Source organism: Paracoccus sp. pheM1 (assembly GCF_018499825.1).
GTDB classification, from domain to species: domain Bacteria; phylum Pseudomonadota; class Alphaproteobacteria; order Rhodobacterales; family Rhodobacteraceae; genus Paracoccus; species Paracoccus versutus.
Map to the genome: position 1 here is coordinate 212444 of NZ_JAGXCX010000003.1, position 21721 is coordinate 234164.

General features: G+C 65.7%; 21 protein-coding genes. 14 read left to right on the plus strand and 7 right to left on the minus strand.

The window, feature by feature from the left end:
- Positions 1 to 64: 64 nt before the first annotated feature.
- A complete protein-coding gene (gene purU, locus KF941_RS23835; protein WP_036758019.1) occupies positions 65 to 943 on the minus strand; it encodes a formyltetrahydrofolate deformylase in 879 nt (292 codons plus the stop codon).
- A gap of 143 nt (positions 944 to 1086) precedes the next feature.
- On the opposite strand from purU, the gene KF941_RS23840 reads away from it, so the two are divergent.
- Positions 1087 to 2451, plus strand: a complete 1365-nt coding sequence (locus tag KF941_RS23840) for a GlxA family transcriptional regulator (RefSeq protein ID WP_214274760.1) — start codon at positions 1087 to 1089, stop codon at positions 2449 to 2451.
- Here KF941_RS23840 and KF941_RS23845 read toward each other — a convergent pair.
- From KF941_RS23845 to KF941_RS23865, 5 genes are read right to left on the minus strand one after another with little or no spacing between them, the layout of a single operon-like run.
- Positions 2420 to 3283: an EamA family transporter gene (locus KF941_RS23845; RefSeq protein ID WP_214274761.1), complete on the minus strand. Its 864-nt coding sequence runs from the start codon at positions 3281 to 3283 to the stop codon at positions 2420 to 2422. The two genes, KF941_RS23840 and KF941_RS23845, sit on opposite strands and share 32 nt — an antisense overlap.
- Positions 3284 to 3324: 41 nt before the next feature.
- Positions 3325 to 3993 carry a TetR/AcrR family transcriptional regulator gene (locus KF941_RS23850; RefSeq protein WP_214274762.1) on the minus strand — a complete coding sequence of 223 codons (669 nt, stop codon included), beginning with the start codon at positions 3991 to 3993 and terminating at the stop codon, positions 3325 to 3327.
- A gap of 32 nt (positions 3994 to 4025) precedes the next feature.
- On the minus strand, positions 4026 to 4871 hold the full coding sequence (locus tag KF941_RS23855; RefSeq protein WP_072461307.1) for a sugar phosphate isomerase/epimerase family protein: 846 nt from the start codon (positions 4869 to 4871) through the stop codon (positions 4026 to 4028).
- A complete protein-coding gene (locus KF941_RS23860) occupies positions 4871 to 6607 on the minus strand; it encodes a hydantoinase B/oxoprolinase family protein (RefSeq protein ID WP_036758014.1) in 1737 nt (578 codons plus the stop codon). The genes KF941_RS23855 and KF941_RS23860 overlap by 1 nt, the downstream gene beginning before the upstream one ends.
- 11 nt (positions 6608 to 6618) lie before the next feature.
- The gene (locus KF941_RS23865) at positions 6619 to 8703 is read right to left on the minus strand and encodes a hydantoinase/oxoprolinase family protein (RefSeq protein ID WP_214274763.1); all 2085 of its coding nucleotides are present in this window, start codon (positions 8701 to 8703) and stop codon (positions 6619 to 6621) included.
- A 221-nt stretch (positions 8704 to 8924) separates the two neighbouring features.
- On the opposite strand from KF941_RS23865, the gene KF941_RS23870 reads away from it, so the two are divergent.
- Genes KF941_RS23870 through KF941_RS23895 form a run of 6 tightly spaced genes read left to right on the plus strand, consistent with a single transcriptional unit; the run spans position 8925 to position 14816 of the window.
- Complete coding sequence (locus KF941_RS23870) at positions 8925 to 9905, plus strand: ABC transporter substrate-binding protein (protein WP_083539004.1); 981 nt, start codon at positions 8925 to 8927, stop codon at positions 9903 to 9905.
- Positions 9906 to 9915: 10 nt separating this feature from the next.
- Positions 9916 to 10713 carry an ABC transporter ATP-binding protein gene (locus KF941_RS23875; RefSeq protein WP_240540609.1) on the plus strand — a complete coding sequence of 266 codons (798 nt, stop codon included), beginning with the start codon at positions 9916 to 9918 and terminating at the stop codon, positions 10711 to 10713.
- The gene (locus KF941_RS23880; protein WP_072461304.1) at positions 10710 to 11501 is read left to right on the plus strand and encodes an ABC transporter permease; all 792 of its coding nucleotides are present in this window, start codon (positions 10710 to 10712) and stop codon (positions 11499 to 11501) included. Before KF941_RS23875 ends, KF941_RS23880 begins: the two co-directional genes overlap by 4 nt.
- A 50-nt stretch (positions 11502 to 11551) precedes the next feature.
- Complete coding sequence (locus tag KF941_RS23885) at positions 11552 to 12640, plus strand: phosphotransferase (RefSeq protein ID WP_072461303.1); 1089 nt, start codon at positions 11552 to 11554, stop codon at positions 12638 to 12640.
- Positions 12637 to 13983, plus strand: a complete 1347-nt coding sequence (locus KF941_RS23890; protein WP_240540610.1) for an aspartate aminotransferase family protein — start codon at positions 12637 to 12639, stop codon at positions 13981 to 13983. Before KF941_RS23885 ends, KF941_RS23890 begins: the two co-directional genes overlap by 4 nt.
- Positions 13984 to 14027: 44 nt before the next feature.
- Positions 14028 to 14816 carry a shikimate dehydrogenase gene (locus KF941_RS23895; protein WP_114536803.1) on the plus strand — a complete coding sequence of 263 codons (789 nt, stop codon included), beginning with the start codon at positions 14028 to 14030 and terminating at the stop codon, positions 14814 to 14816.
- Positions 14817 to 14870: 54 nt separating this feature from the next.
- On the opposite strand, the gene KF941_RS23900 is transcribed toward KF941_RS23895, so the two are convergent.
- Positions 14871 to 15578 carry a GntR family transcriptional regulator gene (locus tag KF941_RS23900; protein WP_036758008.1) on the minus strand — a complete coding sequence of 236 codons (708 nt, stop codon included), beginning with the start codon at positions 15576 to 15578 and terminating at the stop codon, positions 14871 to 14873.
- A 183-nt stretch (positions 15579 to 15761) separates the two neighbouring features.
- Here KF941_RS23900 and KF941_RS23905 point away from each other — a divergent pair, with 183 nt between their 5' ends.
- From KF941_RS23905 to KF941_RS23935, 7 genes are all read left to right on the plus strand, one after another.
- A complete protein-coding gene (locus KF941_RS23905) occupies positions 15762 to 16589 on the plus strand; it encodes a transporter substrate-binding domain-containing protein (RefSeq protein WP_036758006.1) in 828 nt (275 codons plus the stop codon).
- Between the two features lie 86 nt (positions 16590 to 16675).
- The gene (locus tag KF941_RS23910) at positions 16676 to 17452 is read left to right on the plus strand and encodes an amino acid ABC transporter ATP-binding protein (RefSeq protein WP_276241788.1); all 777 of its coding nucleotides are present in this window, start codon (positions 16676 to 16678) and stop codon (positions 17450 to 17452) included.
- Between the two features lie 8 nt (positions 17453 to 17460).
- Positions 17461 to 18123: an amino acid ABC transporter permease gene (locus KF941_RS23915; protein ID WP_214274764.1), complete on the plus strand. Its 663-nt coding sequence runs from the start codon at positions 17461 to 17463 to the stop codon at positions 18121 to 18123.
- A gap of 12 nt (positions 18124 to 18135) precedes the next feature.
- Entirely contained in the window at positions 18136 to 18807 is a 672-nt protein-coding gene (locus tag KF941_RS23920) for an amino acid ABC transporter permease (protein WP_214274765.1), read from the plus strand.
- A gap of 24 nt (positions 18808 to 18831) precedes the next feature.
- A complete protein-coding gene (locus KF941_RS23925; RefSeq protein ID WP_214274766.1) occupies positions 18832 to 19710 on the plus strand; it encodes a dihydrodipicolinate synthase family protein in 879 nt (292 codons plus the stop codon).
- A 63-nt stretch (positions 19711 to 19773) separates the two neighbouring features.
- Complete coding sequence (locus KF941_RS23930) at positions 19774 to 21006, plus strand: FAD-binding oxidoreductase (RefSeq protein WP_214274767.1); 1233 nt, start codon at positions 19774 to 19776, stop codon at positions 21004 to 21006.
- Between the two features lie 12 nt (positions 21007 to 21018).
- Positions 21019 to 21717: an SDR family oxidoreductase gene (locus KF941_RS23935; protein ID WP_072461293.1), complete on the plus strand. Its 699-nt coding sequence runs from the start codon at positions 21019 to 21021 to the stop codon at positions 21715 to 21717.
- The last annotated feature ends 4 nt before the right edge of the window (positions 21718 to 21721 follow it).

A 21721-nucleotide genomic window follows, 5' to 3' on the forward strand; every position in this document is an offset into this window, starting at 1 on the left:
CGGAACCGTCAAGGCCAGAGAAACGAGCGGATCATCCCGCGCCGCGCCCTGGCCCTTTTCGTCATTATCCCATGCGCTCCGAGGCATATTCTCCCGGCGATGCGGGAAAGACGACGGTCTTGTTTCCGTTCAGGAAAACCCGGTGATGAATATGGGCATGAACCGCCCGAGCCAGCACCTGCGCCTCGACGTCGCGGCCAAGGCTGACATAATCGGCGGCGCTTTGGGCATGGGTGACGCGGATGATATCCTGTTCGATGATCGGCCCCTCGTCCAGGTCGGCGGTCACGTAATGCGCCGTTGCCCCGATCAGCCGGACCCCGCGCTCATAAGCCTGTTTGTAGGGGTTGGCGCCCTTGAAGCTGGGCAGGAAGGAATGGTGGATATTGATGATCCGGCCCGACATTTCGCGGCACATCTGGTCCGACAGCACCTGCATATAGCGCGCCAGAACGATCAGCTCGGCCCCGGTGTCGCGCACCACCTGCATGATGGCAGCCTCGGCCTCGGGCTTGGTTTCAGGCGTGACGCGGATGCAGTGAAACGGGATGTCCTCGTTCACCACCTGCCTCTGGTAATCGGTATGGTTCGAGATCACCGCAACGATTTCGACCGGCAGCGCCCCGATGCGCGACCGATACAAAAGGTCGTTGAGGCAATGGCCGAAACGCGACACCATCAGGACAACCCTGGCTTTTTGCGACAGGTCGCGGATTTCGTAATCCATCTGGAACTCTCGGGCCGTGGCGGCAAAGCCCTGCGCCAGCCCTTCGCCGTCCCGATCCGACTGAAAGCGCAGCCGCATGAAGAACCGGCCGTTTTCCTGATCGGTGAATTGCGAACTGTCCTGGATGTCGCAGCCGGCAGCGGCCAGATAGCCCGATACGGCGGCAACGATGCCCGCGCGCGTCGGACAGGAAACTTTCATCACGTGATTGGTCATATCTTTTCTCTCCCCCCGGAAATCAAGAGCCGGGCAAATCCGCGGGAATGCCGCCCTGCTTGATTTCGAAGCATTTCAAGATCGTGCTGCGTCGGTTTCGCCCCAGGCCGTGGCGCAAGCCACGCGACGCCATGAAGCAAGGCATGAAATGCTTCGAAACATGGCATGTCGCGACCCGATGGTTATGGCGTGTCCGAAATGGTTACGACCTGTCCGAATTTCGCGAAAGAACAACTGCGTCATCGAAACGTAACATTGCGCCGCGCTTTTGCGCGATATGGGCGGAAAATGCCCTTGCCGCTTTGCCCCGCCGAACCGTGATCGCCATCCGGTTCGACACGTCCCAAAATTACCGGCACGCCGTCGCAGATGTTATTGGACCCGCGCCGCCGTTAAATTACCTCCCTTGTCCTGGCTGGCCCGGCATCTGCATATGCGGGGATTGCCGTGGCCACGGGGCAGCGCTTTACATGAACAAGTTGGCTAACAAAGAAAAAGCGTTCATATTCCTGCTCATGCCGGAATTCACGCTGCTTGCCTTTTCATCAGCCGTCGAAGCCCTGCGCATGGCGAATGCCGCCATCGGATACGATGTCTATACCTGGAAGGTCGTCGCGCCCCAAGGGGACGAGGTCCAGTCCAGTTGCGGCGTGCAAATCCATTGCGACAGCTCGGTCGCGGCTTTGCGTCGCTCGGTGAATTCCTCGATCCGCGATTCGACAATCATCGTCTGCGGCGGCCTGAATATCCAGATCCATTCCGACAGGGCGACCGAATCCTGGTTGCGCGAATGCAAGCAGAGCGGCTGCATGATCGGAAGCCTTTGCACCGGCGCATATATCCTGGGCCAGGCCAAGCTTCTGGGCGAAAGGAAATGCGTCATCCATTGGGAAAATGCCGCCAGCTTCGGCGAGCAATTCCATGACGCCTCGGTCCGTGCCGCCCTGTTCGAGATCGACAACGGGATCGCGACCTGCGCCGGCGGGATGGCCGCGTTCGACATGATGCTCTACCTGATCCAGCAGGAACATGGCGAGGAAATCGTCGCCGCGATCTGCGAGCGCGCGATTGTCGACCGCATCCGCAATCCGGGGGACCGGCAAAGATCCATTCTCACGTCGCATGTCAACAGGCAAAACCAGGTCGTGACAACCTTGATCGAGCGAATGCAGGAATCGCTGACCGATCCGATTCCCGTCAAGGACATATTGTCGGGCATCGGGTTGACGCGCCGCCAGGTCGAAAGGATCTTTCAGCAGGAGCTGCATATTTCCCCCGCCAAATATTACATGAAGCTCAGGCTGGAACGCGCCAGGCTTCTGCTGCACCAGACGAATACCCAGATCGTGGACATCGCCATGGCAAGCGGGTTTTCCTCGGCCTCGCATTTTTCCAAGGCCTATCGGGATTTTTACGGCCATTCGCCCCACAGGGCACGCAAGGGCGCCGGGATCAGGAAGAATGAGCCGGACGGGATCACGCCTTCCCACCGGAAAGGGACGCCCTGACCGAAAGCCCGATCGACAGGAACACCATCGCCACGCCCAGCCCCTGCTGCGCGTCCAGCGTCTCGTGCATGAGGCCGATGCCCAGAAGCAATGCCACCACCGGGCTAAGGAATGCCAGCACCGAAACCCGGCTGCCCAGCCGCTGCACGCCGCCGACCCAGAGCCAATAGCCCAGGGCGGTCGCGAACAGCACCAGATAGCCCAGGCCCAGGCTGTTGCGCATGTCCCAATGCGCGGGCAGGCCCTCGACCAGCAGGGCAATGGGCAGGATCAGGGCGCCCCCGATCAGCAATTGCCATGCCGTCATCTGCACCGGCGGCGCAAGATCGCGCCAGCGCTCCATCAGCACGATGCCGAGCGCCATGGACAATGCCGCGCCGATACCCGCCAGGACGCCGGCCGGGTCGAAGGCGAGGCCGCCGTTCAGCACCATCAGTCCGACGCCGGCCATGCCCAGCACCGCCAGCGCGATCTGGCCCATCCCCGGCCGGCGCCCCAGCAGCGGCCATGCCAGGAACGCGACCAGCAAGGGCTGGCAGGCGGCCAGCGTGGCGGTGATCCCGCCCGGCAGCCGGGCCGCGCTGATCAGCAGCAAGGCGAAGAACAGGCCGATATTGGTCAGCGCCAGCACGGTGACGGGAAACAGGATGCGGCGCGGCGGCAGGCGCCGGACCAGAAGCAGCAGCAAGAGCCCCGCCGGCAACGCCCGCAGCGCCGAGATCAGCACCGGGTGATCCGTCGGCAATGTCCCGACGAAGACGACATAGGTCGTGCCCCAAAGCATCGGCCCGATGGCGGTGCCGATGAAGCGGCCGGCATTGTGGTCAGCCATGCCAATCCTCGCGGTCCGGATGATCCTTGCCGGCGCGCCGGTCAGCGCGCCAGTTCCGGCGTCCAGTCTCCGGGCTCGGGCTGGCGGGTCAGGTAGCTGATCACCATGTCGACCAGATGCGCCTGCCGATGCTCGATATTCTCGGGCGCGCTCAGCTTTCGGTTGAACAGCATCGACAGCGTGTGCTGGTTCGACAGGTAGAAATAGCCCAGGCCCGAGATCGAGATGTACAGTTCGACCGGATCGACGCCCTTGCGGAACACGCCCTGCTCTTCCCCGACCCGCAGGATCTCGCGCAGGTTTTCCGACAACCGGTCATACATGCTGCGGATGATCGTGGACTTGGCGATATGCCGGGCGCGATACAGGTTCTCGGTGTTCAGCATCACGATCACGTCCGGCTCTTCGACGAAGACCCGGAAGGTGTTCTCGCAAAGCCGGATCATCGCGCTGAGCGGATCGAGCCCGTTCACCGGAACGTCGCTTTGCCGGCGGCGAAGCGTCTCGTAGGTGCGTTCGAGGATGCGGATATACAGATCCTCCTTGCCGCGGAAATAGTGGTAGAGCAAGTTCTTGCTGACCTTGGCCCGCGCCACGATGGCATCCACGCGCGCGCCGTCATAGCCGCGGCGCGCGAATTCGGCCTGCGCCGCCGCGAGGATCTTTTCCTGCGTCCGTATCGCATCCCGGATAGCGGGTTTCTCCGCCATCTGCCCTCCTACCCCTTCCGGCAAAGGGCCGTTCAGCACGGCACCTTCTGCCTTTCCCTCACAAAGGGCGCGCAACGCTCGACCGAAACGGCGACCGTTTCGTTGCCGTCGCGCAACCACCAGTCGAACTTCGAGAACAGCTCGATCTCGAAGGGACCGTCATAGCCGATCTCGTCGAGAAGCGCCTTGCACCCCGCGAAGTCGACCACGCCGTCGCCGATCATGCCCCTGTCATGGTATAGATCGCGGGTCGGCACAAGCCAGTCGCACAGATGGAAGGTCAGGATGTTTTCCGGCCCCGCCTGGCGCAGCCCCGGCAGGAAACCGGCGTCCCACCAGCAATGATAGGTGTCGGCGACGATGCCCGCGCCGTCGCCCAGGCTGCGGCAAAGATCCAGGCAATGCGCAAAGCTGTTGAGACAGCTGCGATCGGCGGCATACATCGGATGCAGGGGCTCGAGGCCCAGCTTGACCCCGACCTGCCGGGCATGGGGCAAAAGCTCTTCCAGCGCGCCGATCACCCGCGACCGCGCCGCCGCCAGATCCTTTTCCCCCGTGGCCAGCCCGCCCGGCACCACGACCAGGCAGGGCGCGCCGATCTCGGCCGCCGCGTCCAGGCGACGGCGGTTTTCGGCAAGAGCGGCGGCAAAGCCGGCCTTGTCCGCGATATTGACCCAGGCGCTGGTGCAAAGGCAGGGCACGAACAGCCCGGCATCGCGGATCAGCCGGGCGCCCCGCCCGACCCCGGCGGCGTCCAGATAATCCATCCAGACCCCGATCCCGGCCACCCCCTGGCGGGCATAGCCATCGACCGCCTGTTCAAGGGTCCAGTCGCGCGTGGTGATCTGGTTGATCGCAAAGCGGCGCAGATCGGGCATCAGGCCATCTCCGGTTGCAGATTGCGCAGCTCGGCCGTCGCCTTTTCGTCGATCCGGCCATCCTCGATCACGACGCGGTAATGCTCGCGGGCGAAGGCCGGGGTGATCTTGCCGTCCAGCGCATCCTCCAGCACCTGCTCCAGCGGGCGCTGCAACGGGTCGCCATAGCCGCCGCCGCCGGCCTGTTCGTGGCGGATCACGTCGCCCCTGGTCACATTGCGCGTGACCTTGCTGTCCAGCAGCTCGAACGCGCCGCCGTTCAGGCTCAGCAGGTTGCGCGAGGACGCGGCCGGATTGCCGCCGAAGAGGCCATAGGGCCGATGCTGGTAGCGGTCGGCGCGCAGTTGCAGCACCGCATCCTCGGCCAGCAGGCGGTATTGCCGCACCACGCCCAGGCCGCCGCGCTGCCTGCCTGCACCGCAGGAATCGGTGCGCAGCGAATATTCCTCGATGCGGATCGGATAGGTCGATTCCATCAGCTCGACCGGCATGTTCGACATGTTCTGCGACGGGTTGGTGATCGCGTCGATGCCATCCTTGGTGGCACGCGCGCCCAGGGCACCGTTGATCATGTCGACCATGACGAATGGCTGGCGGGTTTGCCTGTCATAGCCGCCCAGGCAGACCACCGAATTGCCGCCCTCGCCCGCCGCCGCGACGCGGGTCGGCACGATCTTGGACAGCGCGCCAAGCACGGTATCGACCACGCGATAGCCGGTCAGGGCGCGCGCCGCGACCGGCGCCGGGAAATGCGGGTTCAGGAAGCAGCCCTTCGGCGCCGCGATGTCGATGGCGCGATACATGCCCGAATTGTTCGGCACCTCGCTGTCCAGCGTGCAGCGGATCGCCAGGTAGGTGGCCGATTTCACGAAGGACAGGGTCGAGTTGATGGCGCCCTTGACCTGGGGCGAGCTGCCGGTGAAGTCCACCTCCAGATGGTCGCCCTTGACGGTGATCGTCACCTTGATCGGGATCGGCGCCGGGTCGAAGCCGTCGCCGTCGATGTAATCGGTGAACTCGTAGCTGCCATCGGGCCATTTGGCGATCTCGTTGCGGGTCAGCCGCTCGCCATAGTCCAGGAAGTCGGCAAGGAACTGGTTGAAGACGGGCGCGCCGTATTTGTCGACGATGCGCAGCAATTCGCGCTCGCCAAGCGCGCAGGTCGCCAGCTGCGCCTCGATGTCGCCGATGACCAGGTCCGGCAGGCGCACGTTGCGGCCGATGATGTCGAAAACGATGTCGTTGCGGACCCCGCGATCATAAAGCTTCAGCGGCGGCAGGCGCAGCCCCTCCTGGAATATCTCGGTCGAGTCGCTGGCGTTCGAGCCGGGCACGCGGCCGCCCACGTCGCAGTGGTGGCAGATCACCACCGAGAAGCCGAGGTGTTCGTCGCCATGGAAGATCGGCTTGAACATGAAGATGTCGGGCAGGTGCATGCCGCCTTCATAGGGATCGTTGAAGATGATGACGTCGCCGGGGTGCAGGTCGCCCTGGAACCGCGCCAGCAGCGCCTCCATCGCGTCGGGCACGGCGCCCAGGTGCAGCGCCACGGTCTTGGCCTGCGCCAGGATGCGGCCCTTGGCGTCGCACATGGTGGTGGAATAATCCAGCACGTCGCGGACGATGGGCGAACGCGCGGTCCGCATCACCGTATAGGCCATGTCGTCGACGATGGATTCGACGGCGCTTTTCAGCACGGCAAAGGTGATCGGGTCGTTGGCGGAAATCTCGGCCATGACGGCGCTCCTTACGAAAGGCGGATGTGAAGGTTCAGGAAATCGTCGCGCTCGACCGTGGCATCCGGCGGAACGACCACGGTCGAGTCGTTCGATTCCAGGACGACCGGGCCGGTCAGCTTGCGCGGCGAGCGGGTGCGGTCATAGACCGGGGTTTCGATCCAGCCGGCATCCTTGCCGAAATAGACCTTGCGCCGCGAGACCGGCCCCGCCTCTTCGTGATCCGGCGCCGAGAGCTTGCGGAAATCCAGCCGCCCCTGGCGCAGCCCGCGGCCGGTCATGCGGATGCCGACCACCTCGACCGCGTCGGACGACACATAGCTGTAGATCGAGCGATAGGTTTCCAGGAAATCCTCGCGCACGCGGGCCGGATCGAAGGGTTCGGCAAAGGGGATCGCCAGCGACATTTCCTGGCCGCGGAAGCGCATGTTCGCCTCGGGCAGCAGTTCCATCGCCTCCTCGGGGATGCCCTCCTCGCGCAGGTTGGCGATGGCCTGCCGGCGCAGATCCGCGGTCGCGGCGGCAAGGTCTTGCAGGTCCACATCCTCGACCACCCGACCGATGGGGGCGGTGAAATAGCGCTCGATGTCGCCCGAAAGCATGCCCATGGCGGTAAAGACGCCGGGCGTGGCCGGGATCAGCAGCTTGTCCATCGACAGGAGCGAGGCGATGGCGGCGGCATGCACGGGGCCCGAGCCGCCGATGGCGACCAGGGTGAAGTCGCGCGGGTCCACGCCGCGCTCGACAGTCACGGCGCGGATGGCGCGGGCCATGTTGGCGTTCACCACCTCGCGGATGCCATGGGCGGCCTCGGTCGCCTCAAGGCCAAGCGCGTCGCCGAGCCGGGCGGCGATGGCGACCTCGGACGCGGCCTTGTCCAGGTGGCGCGCGCCGCCGGCCAGTTCCTCGGGCAGGTAGCCCAGCACCAGGTTCGCATCCGTCACCGTCGGCGCCTCGCCGCCAAGGCCGTAGCAGACCGGCCCCGGATCCGCCCCGGCCGAAAGCGGTCCGACCCGGATCAGCCCGGCGCTGTCCAGCGCGGCGATGGAGCCGGCGCCGCTGCCCACCTCGGCCACGTCGACGGTCGGCACGCTCATCATGTAGCCGCCGGCCTTGATGAAGCGCGAGGGCGTCGAGATCCCGGCGCGGAATTCGTATTCGCTGACCCGGCTCAACTCGCCGCCATTGACCAGCGTGGCCGAGGCGGTGGTGCCGCCCATGTCGAAGATGACCAAGTTTTCCTGGGCCAGCGCCTCGCCCAGGCGGGCGCCGCCGACGGCGCCGGCCGCCCGTCCCGACGAGATGAAGAACACCGGCTTCTCGCAGGCGGTCTCGGCCGAGGCCAGCGCGCCGTTCGAGTTGCTGACCAGCAGCGGCGCATTCACGCCCAGCCTTTTGATGCCGGTCTGCAGGCGCTGCAGATAGGCGGCCAGGACCGGCCCGACATAGGCGTTCACCACCGTGGTGCTGGTGCGCTCGTATTCCTTGGCCTCGGGCAGGACCGAGACCGAGGTGGTGATCTGGACCTTGGGGAAGCGCGCGCGGATCAGTTCCTCGGCGCGCTGTTCATGGACGGGATTGCGATAGCTGTTCAGGAAGCAGACGGCGATGGAGTCCACCCCCGCCTCGACCAGGGCGGCGGCGGCGGCGATGAAGCTTGCCTCGTCCAGCGGCGTGATCACGGTGCCGTCGGCGGCGATGCGCTCCTGCGCCTCCAGCCGGTGCCGGCGCGGGATCAGCGGCGCGGGCTTGTCCCATTGCAGGTCGAACATGTTCGGCGTGCGCAGCCGGCCGATCTCCAGCACGTCGCGGAATCCGGCCGTGGTGATCAGGCCGGCCCGCGCGCCGACCTTTTGCAGCAGCGTGTTCGAGCCGACGGTGGTGCCATGCACGATCTCGCGCACATCGGCGACCGAGATGCCCGAATCCCGCACCAAGTCCGAGATGCCGGTGATCACCGCCTCCTCGGGCGCCGCGGGGGTCGAGGGCACCTTGGCATGATAGAGCCGCCCGTCGCCCTCGATCATCACGAGATCGGTGAAGGTGCCGCCGATGTCGACGCCGATTCGCGCAGTTCTGGTCGCTGAAACCGTCATGATTCCCATCCTTGTTGGACTAGTTGGTTAGTTTAGTAACACGCAGGTTTCCGAACCGACAAGCGATTTTTTATTCTATATATTCCAGTATATTACTGATGTTTTTCGCCGGATACGCTAAAGAAACTTGATTACAATTGGACTAGTAGTGCTATTAATCATCTTGGAAACAAGAACACCCGCGGGCGATTCGCCGCAGGCCGCACAACAGGAGAGGACGAATGAGAAAGATGCAGATCTTGCCGCCAGCCGCCGCCGCTGCGCTGCTGATCCTGGCCGGGCCCGGCCTGGCGCAGGACAAACTGACCGTGCGGCTGGACTTCTCGCCATGGGGCAGCCATGCCGCCATGCACCTGGCCCAGCAGCAGGGCTGGTTCAAGGAAGCCGGGCTGGATGTGGACGTGCAGGACGGGCGCGGCTCGGGCAATACCTTGCAGCTGGTCAACGCCGGCCAGGTCGATGTCGGCCAGATCCAGCTGGGCCTGGTCCCGGCGGCGCGCCAGGGCGGCGCCAAGGTCAAGGGCATCGCCGGCTGGGACCGCCGCACCGATCTTTGCGTGCTGGTCGACAAGGATGCGCCGGTCGAGCAGATCGCGGATCTCAAGGGCAAGAAGATCGTCGTCTTCGCCGCCAGCCCCTGGGCGCCCTATATCGACACCTTCCTGGCCGCCGGCGGGCTGGATCGCAACAACACCCCCATCGAGTTCGTCGATGCCTCGGCCCTGTGGGGCACCTATACCTCGGGGCGGGCGGACGGGATGATGTCCACCGTCGCCTCGGCCCTGCCGTTGGCCGAGGCGCAGCGGCCGTCGAAATGCCTAACCTCGGATTCGGCCGACCTGTTCTTTCCCAGCTACGGCCTGGTCGCCTCGGACGACACGATCGCCAACCGGGCGAAGGCGCTGGAGAAGCTGGTCGCGGTCCAGCAGCGCGCCTGGGCGGAAATCGCCAAAAATCCCGACCTGGGCGTCGAGGCGATGCTGGCCCAGCGTCCCGATGCCATGCTGAACCCGGACGTGCTGCGCGAACAGATCCGCCTGACCGTGGAATATTTCGACACGCCCGCGACCCAGGGCAAGCCGCTGGGCTGGCAGGCGGACGAGGATTGGGAAGCCGCGCTGAAGGGCATGGAGCGTGCCGGCGTGGTCAATCCCGGCTGGCAGGTCGCCGACTATTTCACCAACGACCTGATCCCGGAATGAGGCGGTGGGCATGAACATGATGACCGGCACCACCCCCGACACCTATCTGCGCATCAAGGGGGCGGGCAAGACCTACCCCTCGCAGCACGGGCCCGTCGTCGCGCTCAGCGACATCAACCTGGACGTGCGTCCGGGCGAGTTCCTCAGCATCGTCGGGCCCAGCGGCTGCGGCAAGAGCACGCTGCTGAAATGCCTTGCCGGGCTGGAAGACATCACCTCGGGCGGCATCACCGTTTCCGGCAAGCCGCTGGCCGGGCCGCCGGACCGCATGGGCGTGGTGTTCCAGCGCGACGTCCTGCTGGACTGGCGCACCATCCTGGACAACGTGCTGTTGCAGGCCGAATTCCTAGGCCACCCGCGCGAGCAATACCGCGACCGCGCCTTGCAGCTGCTGGAACGTTTCGGGCTCAAGGGCTATGAAAAGCGCCATCCTTGGGAGCTGTCCGGCGGCATGCGGCAGCGCGCCTCGATCTGCCGGGCGCTGCTGTGCGATCCCGACCTGCTGCTGATGGACGAGCCCTTCGGTGCGCTGGACGCGATGACCCGCGACGACCTAAACGTCGAGCTGGCCCGCATGTGGCAAGAGACCAGCAAGACGGTGATCTTCATCACCCATTCGATCTCCGAGGCGGTCTTTCTGGCCGACCGCGTGGTAATGATGTCGCGCGGGCCGGGCCGCATCGTCGATGTCTTCGACGTGGACCTGCCCCGGCCGCGGCCGCTGTCGGTGCGCGAATCCGATGCCTTCGGCGTCTATGCCCAGCGTATCCGCCATCATTTCGCCGAATTGGGAGTGCTCAAGGAATGAAAGACAGCCTCATCGCGAAAATCATGCGGGACAATCGCTCGCTCGACATCGTCCTGGTGCTGCTGGGAACGATCCTGCTGTGGGAACTGGGGGTGCGGCTGTTCAATCCACCGGCGATCATCCTGCCGGCGCCCTCGGCGATCTGGGCGGCCTTCATGCAAAGCCCCTGGGTGTTCATCCGCAACATGCTTTACACGCTGATGACCACGGGCCTGGCCTTCGTCATCTCGGTGGTGCTGGGCGTGATCATGGCGGTGGGCATCGTGCAGTCGAAATTCCTCGAGCGCACGGTCTACACCCTGCTCATCGCCATCAACTCGGTGCCCAAGGTGGCGCTGGCGCCGCTGTTCGTGATCTGGCTGGGCACCGGCGTATCCTCGCAACTGGCGGTGGCGGTGATGCTGGCGATCTTTCCCATCGTCATCAACACCGTCCTGGGCCTGCGCTCGGTCGATCCCGACATGCTGAACCTCGCCAAGGCGACGCGGGCCTCGAAATTCGACATCATCTACAAGATCCGGGTGCCGAACGCCCTGCCCTCGCTGTTCTCGGGCATGAAAGTGGGCATCTCCTTCGCGCTGGTCGGCGCCATCGTCGGAGAATTCGTCGCCGGCGGCCGCGGCCTGGGCTTCCTGGTGCTGACCGCACAGGGCCAGTTCGACACCACGCGCGTCTTCGTCTCGCTGGTGCTGCTGGGAGTAATGGGGACGATCCTGTTCTATGCCGTCGACGTGATGGAGCGGATCGCCCTGCCCTGGCACAGCTCGCAACGCCAGCCCAATGCCTGAGCCAGGGGGCCGTCCAGCCCCCTTTTCCCAGCCGATCCGAAAGACATCCCATGTCCTCAACCAATCTGCTATGCGCCGGCGGCCTTGCCACGCCGTTCCGCTCGATCCCCGCCGACGAGGCGCTGGCGGTGCTGGAGACGCATTACGGCCTGACCGGCACCCTGCAACGCCTGGACACCGAAAAGGACGACACCTTCCGGCTGGCCACGCCCAGGGGGGAACGCTTCATCGCCAAGTTCTCGAACCCCGATGAGGATCCGGCCGAGCTGTCGCTGCAAGCCGACCTGCTGGACCATCTGGCGCGCGTCGATCCCGGCCTGCCGGTGCCGCGCGTGGTGCACAGCCGCGACGGCCTGGGCTTCTTCACCGTCACGGACAGCCACGGCCAGCCGCGCATGGTGCGGATGCTGACCTATCTGGAGGGCACGCCGCTGGATCGGATCGATCCCACCCCGGAGGAGCGCTTTCGGCTGGGTGCCACGCTTGCCCGGCTGCGGTTGGCCATGGCCGGATTTTCGCATCCGCACGAGGCGCGTGAGATCGCATGGGATGTCCAGCACCTGCCGAAGCTCGCCTTCCTGCTGGACGGCGTGACCGATCCCGACCACCGCGCCATGCTGGCCGAAGGGATGGCGCGCTTTCGCCAGATCGAAGGCAGGCTGCGGACCTGCCGGCGCCAGGTGCTGCACAACGATTTCAATCGCTCGAACGTGGTCGTGGACCGCAGCGACCCGGCTTTCGTCACCGGGGTGATCGATTTCGGCGATGCCGTGCGCACCCATACCGTCATCGACCTCTCGACCGCGCTGCTGGCCTATCTCGAACCCGAGGGCGGGCCGGCGATGTTCGACCGCGGCCGCGACCTGCTGGCCGGCTATCTCTCGGTCGCCGACCTGACCCCGGACGAGCTGGAAGTCCTGCCGCATCTGGTCATGGCCCGCGTCATCGCCCGCGCGCTGATCACGACATGGCGGGCCCGGCAGTTCCCGGATAATGAGCCCTATATCATGCGAAACACCCATCAGGGCTGGCAGCAGCTTCGGCAGTTCCTCAGCCTGCCGCCGGACCAGATCAGCCGGACATTCGCCCCAGGCGCCGCAAGCCAGGCGGCCCGCAAGACAGAGGAAGCACGGATATGAATGCGCATGACAAGCCCCGGATCAACGTGGGCATGGTGAACGGCTTCGACCCGGACGACATGGACAGGCTCGATCCGGCGATGCAGGATCTGATCCGCCGGCGCCGCAGCCTGCTGGGCCCGGCCTATCGCCTGATGTATGCCGATCCGGTGCAGATCAGCCGCGCCCTGGGCACGAAGATGTGGGACCGCGACGGCAAGGAATATCTGGACGCCTACAACAACGTCGTCTCGGTCGGCCATTGCAACCCGCGCGTGGTCGAGGCGGTGCATCGGCAGATGCAGACGCTCTGCACCCATACCCGCTACGTGCAGGACGGCATCCTGGAATTCGCCGAGCAGATCGTGCCGACCTTTGGCGCACCGATCGAACATGTCATGTTCACCTGCACGGGCTCCGAGGCGAACGACCTGGCGCTGCGCATCGCCATGCACCAGACCGGGCGCAAGGGCATCGTCATCACCTCGGAAGCCTATACCGGCAACTCGCACCTGACGGCGGGCCTGTCGCCCTCGCTGGGCAGGAAAAGCCCGCTGGGGCAATGGGTGCGCCGCATTCCCGCGCCCGATTCCTATCGCATGGAGCCCTCCGAGATCGGCGCCTTCCTGGCCCGCCGGGTCCGGCACGAGATCGACGAGCTGGAACGACGCGGCGAAGGCATCGCCGCCTTCATCGCGGATTCGCTGTTCTCCTCGGACGGGATCTATGCCCATCCGACCGACATCCTCCAGCAGATCGCCGAGGTCGTCCATGCCGCCGGCGGCGTCGTGATCGCCGACGAGGTGCAGGCGGGCTTCGGCCGCTCGGGCGACCGGCTCTGGGGGTTCCAGCGCCACGGCCAGCACCCCGACATCGTCACCATGGGCAAGCCGATGGGCAACGGCTTCCCGGTCGCGGCAGTCGCCGTGCGCAGCGAGGTGGTCGAGCGTTTCGGCAGCGAGATGCGCTATTTCAACACCTTCGGCGGCAATACCGTGGCCATTGCCGCGGCGCAGGCGACCTTCGACGTGATCCGCGACGACAGATTGCAGGAAAACGCCGCCCGCATCGGCGCGATGATCCAGGACGGCTTGCGCGAGATCGCCCAAGAGGACGGGCGCATCGGCGACGTGCGCGGCGCGGGCCTTTATATCGGGGTTGAATTCGTCAAGGACCGGGACGGCAAGGAACCGGATTCGGCCACGGCCCTGGCGGTCGTGGACGGGCTGCGGCAGCGGCGAGTGCTGATTTCGGCCACCGGCCATCACGCCAATACGCTGAAGATCCGTCCGCCGCTGGTATTCTCGGAAAGCGACGTGGACCGGCTGCTGACCGAGACGCGCAACACGCTGGCCGCGATCTGACGAAGCGCCGCAGGCGGCAGGACGAACCCAAGGGAACAGGACAGATGATCACCGGCAACACCCGGATCTTCTTCATGCTTGCAGACCCGATCCACCATGTCCGCACCCCCGAAGTCCTGAACCCCTTGTTCAGGGCGCGGGGCATCGACGCGGTCATGGTGCCGGTCCACTATGCGCCTGCGGATTTCGCCGCCGCCTGGCAGGCGATGAAGCGGATGCGCAACCTGGGCGGCATGGTGGTCAGCGTGCCGCTGAAGGAACAGGCGCTTGAACTGGCCGATCGCGTCGGCGACGAGGCGCAGGAGCTGGGGGCCGCGAATACCGTCCGCCGCGAAGCAGACGGAACCATGGTGGCCGAGAATTTCGACGGCCGCGGCTTCCTGCAGGGGCTGCTGGGCGGCGGCGCCGATGCCCAGGGGCGCGAGGCATTGCTTCTGGGCGCCGGCGGCGCCGGGCGGGCCATCGCCTTCGGCCTTGCCCGCAGCGGCGTGGCCTCGTTGCGCGTGCATGACCCCGACGCGGCCCGCGCGCAATCGCTGGCCGACAGGATCGCCGCCGGCTATCCGCAGCTGCGCGTCAGCGCAGGGCCGAACGACCTGGACGGGGTCGACCTGCTGGTCAATGCCTCGCCCTGCGGGCTGCACCCCGAAACCGACCCGGCGCCGGTCGACCTGTCCCGGTTGCGCCCCGAGATCCTGGTCGCCGACATCATCATGAAGCCGCGCGAAACCCCGCTGCTGCGCGCCGCGCAGGACAAGGGCTGCCAGGTCCGCCATGGCGCGCCGATGCTCGACTGCCAGCTTGAGCTGATGCTGGAGTTCTTCGGGCTCTGAGCCGGCCTCTGCGGCATCAAAGCCCCCCGCCAGGCGTCACCCCCGGCCGGACGGCTATTTCCCGACGAAAGAGAAGTTCTGCGAATAGTTTTCCTTCATGAACTCGATGAAGTTGTCGCGGAATTGCCGGGTATGGGCATGGGCCAGCGCATCCGCCCGCTCGACATCCCGCGCCCGGATCGCCTCCAGCATCTCGCTATGCTCGTCCGTCAGCAAATAGCTGTCGTTGCTGCGCTCGATATAGTCGAAATGCAGGTGCAGCATGCGGCGGCCCTGGTTCAGCAGCCGCTCGTAGAAGGCGGCCAGATAGGGGTTCCGGCCGGCGCTGGCGATGGCCATGTGGAACTGCTTGTTCGCCTCGGACATCAGCAGGTGGTTGCCGTTCTTGACCGCCGCCTCGAACTCGGCCTGGCGCGCGGCAATGGCCTTCAGGTCGGCCTCGCTGCGCAGCTCGGCGGCCAGGCGCGTGTTCATGCGCTGCGCCACGTCCAGCGCCTCGACATATTTCGGAAAGCTCAGCACGTCGATCGGCGCCACGATGGTCGAGCGGTTGGACAGCGTCACCACCAGGTCGTCGCCCGACAGCCGGATCAGCGCCTCGCGGATGGGCGAGCGGGACATGCCGAATCGCTCGGCCAAGGTCGTCTCGTCCAGAAGCGCCCCCGGCTCCAGGACCAGGGACAGGATTTCGTCGTGCAAGGTCTGGTAGACAAAGCGCCAGCCCGTCCCCTTGGCATGCCTGATCTCAGCTTCGTCGGCCAAACGCGTTCTCCTGCCGGTGTTTTCTGCACCCGATGATAGGGCCAGGCGAAAGCCGATGTCGACACAAAGTTTTTGTTGACGTGTCGTCATTGTGTCGCCATGCTGGATTCATGTCGGCACAATGTTGACAAAAAGAATGCCGCAGAGACGACAAGCCAAAGACCAACACACCGGGAGACTGACATGCTGATGAAGAAAATCTCGAAACCTGCGACAATCATGGCCCTGGCCGTCGCGCTCTCGGCGGGCGCCGCCCCTGCCCAGGAGGCGGGCGGCTATTGGCAGAAGGTTCAAAGTGCCGGCAAGCTGCGCTGCGGCGCCGCCGTCGCCCCGCCCTATGTGATGCGCGACCCGGCGACGGGCGAATATTCCGGCTTCTACGCCGATCTCTGCCGCGAATTCGCCGCCGTGCTGGAGGTGCAGCCCGAGTTCGTCGACACCACCTGGGACAATATCGTGGCCGGGCTTCAGGCCGGGAAATGGGACATGTCGCTGGCGCTGAACCGCACGCCGGTGCGCGCCATGGCGGTGCAGTTCTCGATCCCGGCGATGGAATACCAAATCTCGCTCGTCTACAACAAGGACAACCCCAAGATCCCCGCGAACCCGGTTTCGGTCGCCGATGTCGACGTGGCCGGCGTCACCATGGCGGTCATGTCCGGCACCGCCCAGGACAAGGCGATCTCGGCGGCGGTCAAGAACGCGACGATCCTGCGCCTACCCTCGGCCGACGAGACCCGCCTCGCGGTGCAGTCGCGCCGCGCCGACATCATCGTGGACGCCTCGGACACCAACCTGCTGTTCACGCAGGCGAACCCGGACTGGGCGGTCGCCCTGAACCCCGAACCGGCGCTGGCCAAGCAGGGCGTGTCCTTCGGCCTGCCGCTGAACCTGCGCGCCTCGGACGTGGCGGTCGTGGACATCTTCCTGGAGGAAAGGGTCGCCACAGGCGCCGTCGATGCGCTGATCTCGAAGGCGGCCGACGAGGTCCTGGCCGCGGCCGGGAACTAAGACCTGCCCCACACGACAAGAACTGCTCAACGAACCGGCGCGGGAGGCGGCGGTTCGCGGAAAAGCCATATTCGGGAGTAAGGCTTATGGCGGATATGCGGGACGGATCTGCGCTGGTCGAGATCCGCGACCTTCACAAGAGCTATGGTCCGAACATCCAGGTTCTCAAGGGCCTGGACATCCAGATGATGCCGGGCGAGCGGGTGGTGGTCATCGGCCCCTCGGGCGGCGGCAAGTCGACCCTGCTGCGCGTGGTCATGGGGCTGGAGCAGATCCAGGGCGGCTCGGTCCGCTTCGGCGGCAAGCCCTATATCTCGGCCAAGGGCGACAAGACCGTCATCGACACCGAGCTGCGCAAGCAGATCGGCATGGTCTTCCAGCACTACACCCTGTTCCCGCACCTCAGCATCATGGAGAACCTGATCCTTGCCCCGCGCAAGGTCCACGGTGAAAGCCGCGCCTCGGCCCGCCAGCGCGGCCAGAAGATCCTGGAACGCTTCGGCCTGGGCGCCAAGGCCGACGCCTATCCCAGCCAGCTGTCCGGCGGCCAGAAACAGCGCGTCGCCATCGCCCGCGCGCTGATGCTGGACCCCAAGCTGATGCTGTTCGACGAAGTGACCTCGGCGCTCGACCCGGAACTGGTGGCCGAGGTCGAGGCGGTGATCCTGCAACTCGCGGAAAGCGGCATGCCGATGATGATGGTCACGCATGACATGTGGTTCGCCAGGAATGTCGCCAGCCGGGTGATCTTCTGCGCCGGCGGCGTGGTGGTCGAGGACGGCCCGCCCGAACAGGTGCTGGGCGACCCGCGCGAAGAGCGCACCCGCGAGTTCATCAACCGCGTCTTCCACATCAAGGCCTGAGGCGCGCCATGGATTACACACTCGACTTGGGGGCGGTGACCCGGAACATGGGCCCGCTCATGGACGGGCTTTGGGTGACGCTGCAACTGACGCTGGCCGCCAATGCCATCGGCGTCGTCGCCGGTTTCGCGCTGGCCCTGCTGACCACCAGCAAGCTTGCCGTCCTGCGGCTTCCCGCGATGCTGTTCGTGGAATTCTTCCGCTGCACCCCGGCCATCGTCCAGATCGTCTGGTTCTTCTATTGCGTGCCGATGATCTTCAACGTGTTCTGGGGCCCGGTCTTCATGGGCATCGTCGCCCTGGGCCTGAACCTGACCGCCTTCAACGCCGAAGCCTATCGCGCCTCGATCCAAGCGGTCCCGCGCGAGCATCTGGATGCCGGCATCGCGCTTGGCCTGTCGCCGACGCAGCGGGTGCTGAACATCGTGCTGCCGCAGGCCCTGCGCAATTCGGTGCCGGTGCTGCTGACCAACGGCATCGGCATCTTCCAGCAAAGCGCGCTGGTCGCCATCGTCGGCGTGGCCGACCTGATGTATCAGGGCAAGACGCTGGCCACGGCCACCTATCGCCCGATCGAGACTTTCACGGTCGTCGCCCTGATCTATCTCGCCATCTCCTACCCGGTCGGCCAGTTCGTGAACTGGCTCGAGCGCCGGCAGAGCTATTCCTAAGGGGGACGGGTCATGGGTATGACACTGGATTTCTCGATCCTGCTGCGCTTTACCGACGCGCTGGCGCTGGGGCTGTGGACGACGCTCAGGCTGACCTTGCTGTGCATCGTCCTGGGCACGTCGCTAGGCTTCGTCATCGGGTTGCTGCGCAGCAGCGGCAATGCCGTCGTCCGCGGCCTGCTGGGCCTTTATGTCGAGCTGTTCCGCGGCACGCCGGTGCTGATCCAGCTGTTCTGGATCTTCTTCTGCCTGCCGCTGATCCTGGGGGTCGAGTTCTCGAACTTCGTCTCGGCCACCATCGCCCTGACGCTCTACATGGGCGCGATCACCTCCGAGACCTTCCGCGCCTCGCTGCGTTCGGTGGGCCGCGAGCAGATGGATGCCTGCGTGGCGCTTGGCCTGCCGCGCCGGGCGCAGATCGTCAACGTGATCCTGCCGCAGGCGGTGCTGCGCGCCGTGCCGACGCTGCTGTCGAACGCCGTCTCGCTGTTCAAGGAAAGCGCGCTGGTCTCGGCCGTGGGCATGGCCGACCTGATGTTCATCGGCCAGAACATCTCGAACAACACCGCCCGGCCGGTCGAGGTGCTGACCGTGGTCGCCGCCATCTACTTCGTCATCGCCTTCCCCCTGACACGGGCCGTCACCGTGGTCGAGCAGAAGCTGCTTCGCAAATTCTCTGCATAATTATCTGGAAAGAAAGGAAACGCCATGAAACTGCAAGGTGTCATGCCCGCGCTGGTCACGCCCTTCGATGCGGCCGGCAAGATCGACTTCGCCGCTTTCGAGAAGCTGCTGACCAACCTGCGCGAAGCCGGCGTCTCGGGCTGGGTGCCCTGCGGCTCATCGGGCGAATACAACTTCATGTCGGACGAGGAACGCGACAGCGTGCTGCAATTCGTGCGTGATTTCGCCAAGCCGGGCGAGATCCTGATCGCCGGCACCAACGCGCCCTCGACCGCCGGCGTCATCGCCAATACGCTGCGCGCCAAGGAAATGGGCTATGATGCCGTGCTGCTGGCAACGCCCTTCTACACCAAGCCGACCCAGGCCGAGCTGATCCGGCATTTCCAGGCGGTGCTGGACGCCACCGACATGCCCATCGTGCTTTACAGCTATCCCGACAAGGACGGCATCGAGCTGGGCTGGGAGGTGCTGGACGCGCTGGCCGACGATCCGCGCGTCATCGGCATCAAGGAAAGCTCGGGCTCGCTGCAGCGCGCCATCGGCATCGCCACCCGCTACAAGGGCCGCATCCAGCTGGTCTCGGGCTCGGACGACATCGCGCTGGACTTCATGCTCTGGGGCGCCGACGCCTGGATCTGTGGCCCGGCCAACTGCATGGCCAGGGCGGTCTGCGATCTGGACCGCAGCTATCGCTCGGGCGATCTCGACAAGGCGCGCGAACAGATGGCGACGCTTTATACTGCCATGAACATCCTGGAATCGGGCAAGTTCGTGCAGAAGCTGAAATACGGCTGCGAGATCCAGGGGATGCCGGTCGGCGAATGCCGCGCGCCGCTGGGTCCGCTGACCGACCAGGAAAAGGCCGATTTCCGCGCCGCGATGGAGCCGATCCTGAACTGGTAAGCCAACCTGGCCGGGCGACGAGCACCGCCCGGCCGCCACGAGATCAAGGGAGAGGGACACAGCATGACCACCGTGGTTGTCGGCGCCGGCATCATCGGGACCAGCCTGGCCTATGAGCTGCAAAAGCGCGGCCGGCAGGTCGTCCTGCTGGACAAGGGCGAGGTCGGGCGCGGCGCCTCCTATGGCAACATGGCCTCGATCGCGGTGACGGAATTCATGCCCGCGTCGCGCCCCTCGGTCTGGCGGCAGATCCCCGGCTGGATGCTGGACCCCGAAGGTCCGGTCCGCATCCGCCCCTCCTACATGCCCAGGCTGGTGCCCTGGTTCGCCCGCTTCGTCGCCGCCTCGCGCCCCTCGAAGCTGCGCGCCCTTGAGGCGCAGGGCGCGGCGCTGTGCTTGCGCGTCTATGACGACCTCTTGCCGCTTTTGCACGAGACCGGGCTGACCGGCGAGCTGACCGAGGAAGGCTGCCTGTCGCTTTACAGCGACGAGGCCGAATTCCGCGCCGACCGCGAGCATATCGGGATCCTCGAACGCTTCGGCTTTCCGCACCAACGCCTGACCGGCGCCGAGGCGCGCGAACTGGAGCCGGAACTGTCGGACAGCATCGGCATCGCCGTGCTGTTTCCGCAGAACCGCAGCCTGCGCGACCCGTATCGGCTGGTCGTGGCCCTTGCCGACCGCTTCGCCGCCCTGGGCGGGCGCATCGAGCGGGGCGAGGTCGCGGGCTTCGACCGCAGCGACCGCGTCACCGCGGTGCGGCTGGCGGACGGCCGCACCATCCCTGCCGCCGAGGTGGTGATCTGCGCCGGCGCCCATAGCGCGCGGCTGTCGAAACTGCTGGGCGAGCCGATGCCGCTGGAGACCGAGCGCGGCTATCACACCCAGATCATGGCGCCCGGCATCGCCATGCGGCATTCGATCATCTGGCCCGCCCGCGCCTTCATGGTCACGCCCACCGCGGGCGGCATCCGCGTCGGCGGCACGGTCGAGATGGCGGGGCTGGACGCAGCCCCCGACTATCGGCGCAGCAAGATCACCGTGAAGCGCGCGCGCGAGGCTCTGCCGAACCTGGCTTGCGAGGATTTCACCGAATGGATGGGCCACCGGCCGGCCTTCCCCGATACCGTGCCGGTCATGTCGGCCTCGGCCAGGGTGCCGGGCGTGTTCTACGCCACCGGCCACGGCCACCTGGGCGTGACCTATGCCGCGACCAATGCGCGGCTGATGGGCGACCTGATCACCGGGGCGCCCCCGCCCATCGACATGCGCCCCTATCGCATCGACCGTTTCTGAAAGGGAGTTCCCATGACCCAGAAGGTTTGTCTGATCACCGGCGGCGGCCGCGGCATGGGCGCCGCGGTGGCGCGCGAGATGCATGCCCGCGGCTACCGGCTGGCGCTGATGTCGCCCTCGGACAGCTGCGAGACGCTGGCGGCGGAACTGGGCGGCGTGGCCCGGCGCGGGGTCGCGCAAAGCGCCGACGACCTCAAGGGCATCGTCGAGCTGGCGATGTCGGCCCATGGCCGCATCGACGCGGTTCTGAACCACACCGGCCATCCGCCGAAAGGCGATCTGCTTGAGATCACGGATGAAAACTGGGATCTCGCCAACGACATGATCGTGAAGTCGGTCGTCCGCATGGCGCGGCTGGTGACGCCGATCATGCAGGCGCAGGGCGGCGGCGCCATCGTCAACATCACCACCTATGCGGCCTTCGAGCCCTCGCTGTGGTTCCCGGCCTCCTGCGTCTATCGCGCCGGGGTGTCGTCCTTCACCAAGCTTTATTCCGACCGCTACGGCCCGGACAACATCCGCATGAACTGCCTGCTGCCCGGCTTCACCGACAGCCTGGACGTCGGGAAATTCGGCGATCTGACGGCGCTCAAGCGCATCGGCAAGGTCGAGGAACAGGCCAAGGCCGCCGCTTTCCTGCTGACCGACGATTCAAGCTACATCACCGGCCAAAGCCTTCGGGTCGATGGCGGTCTGACCCGGCACATGTGAGGAA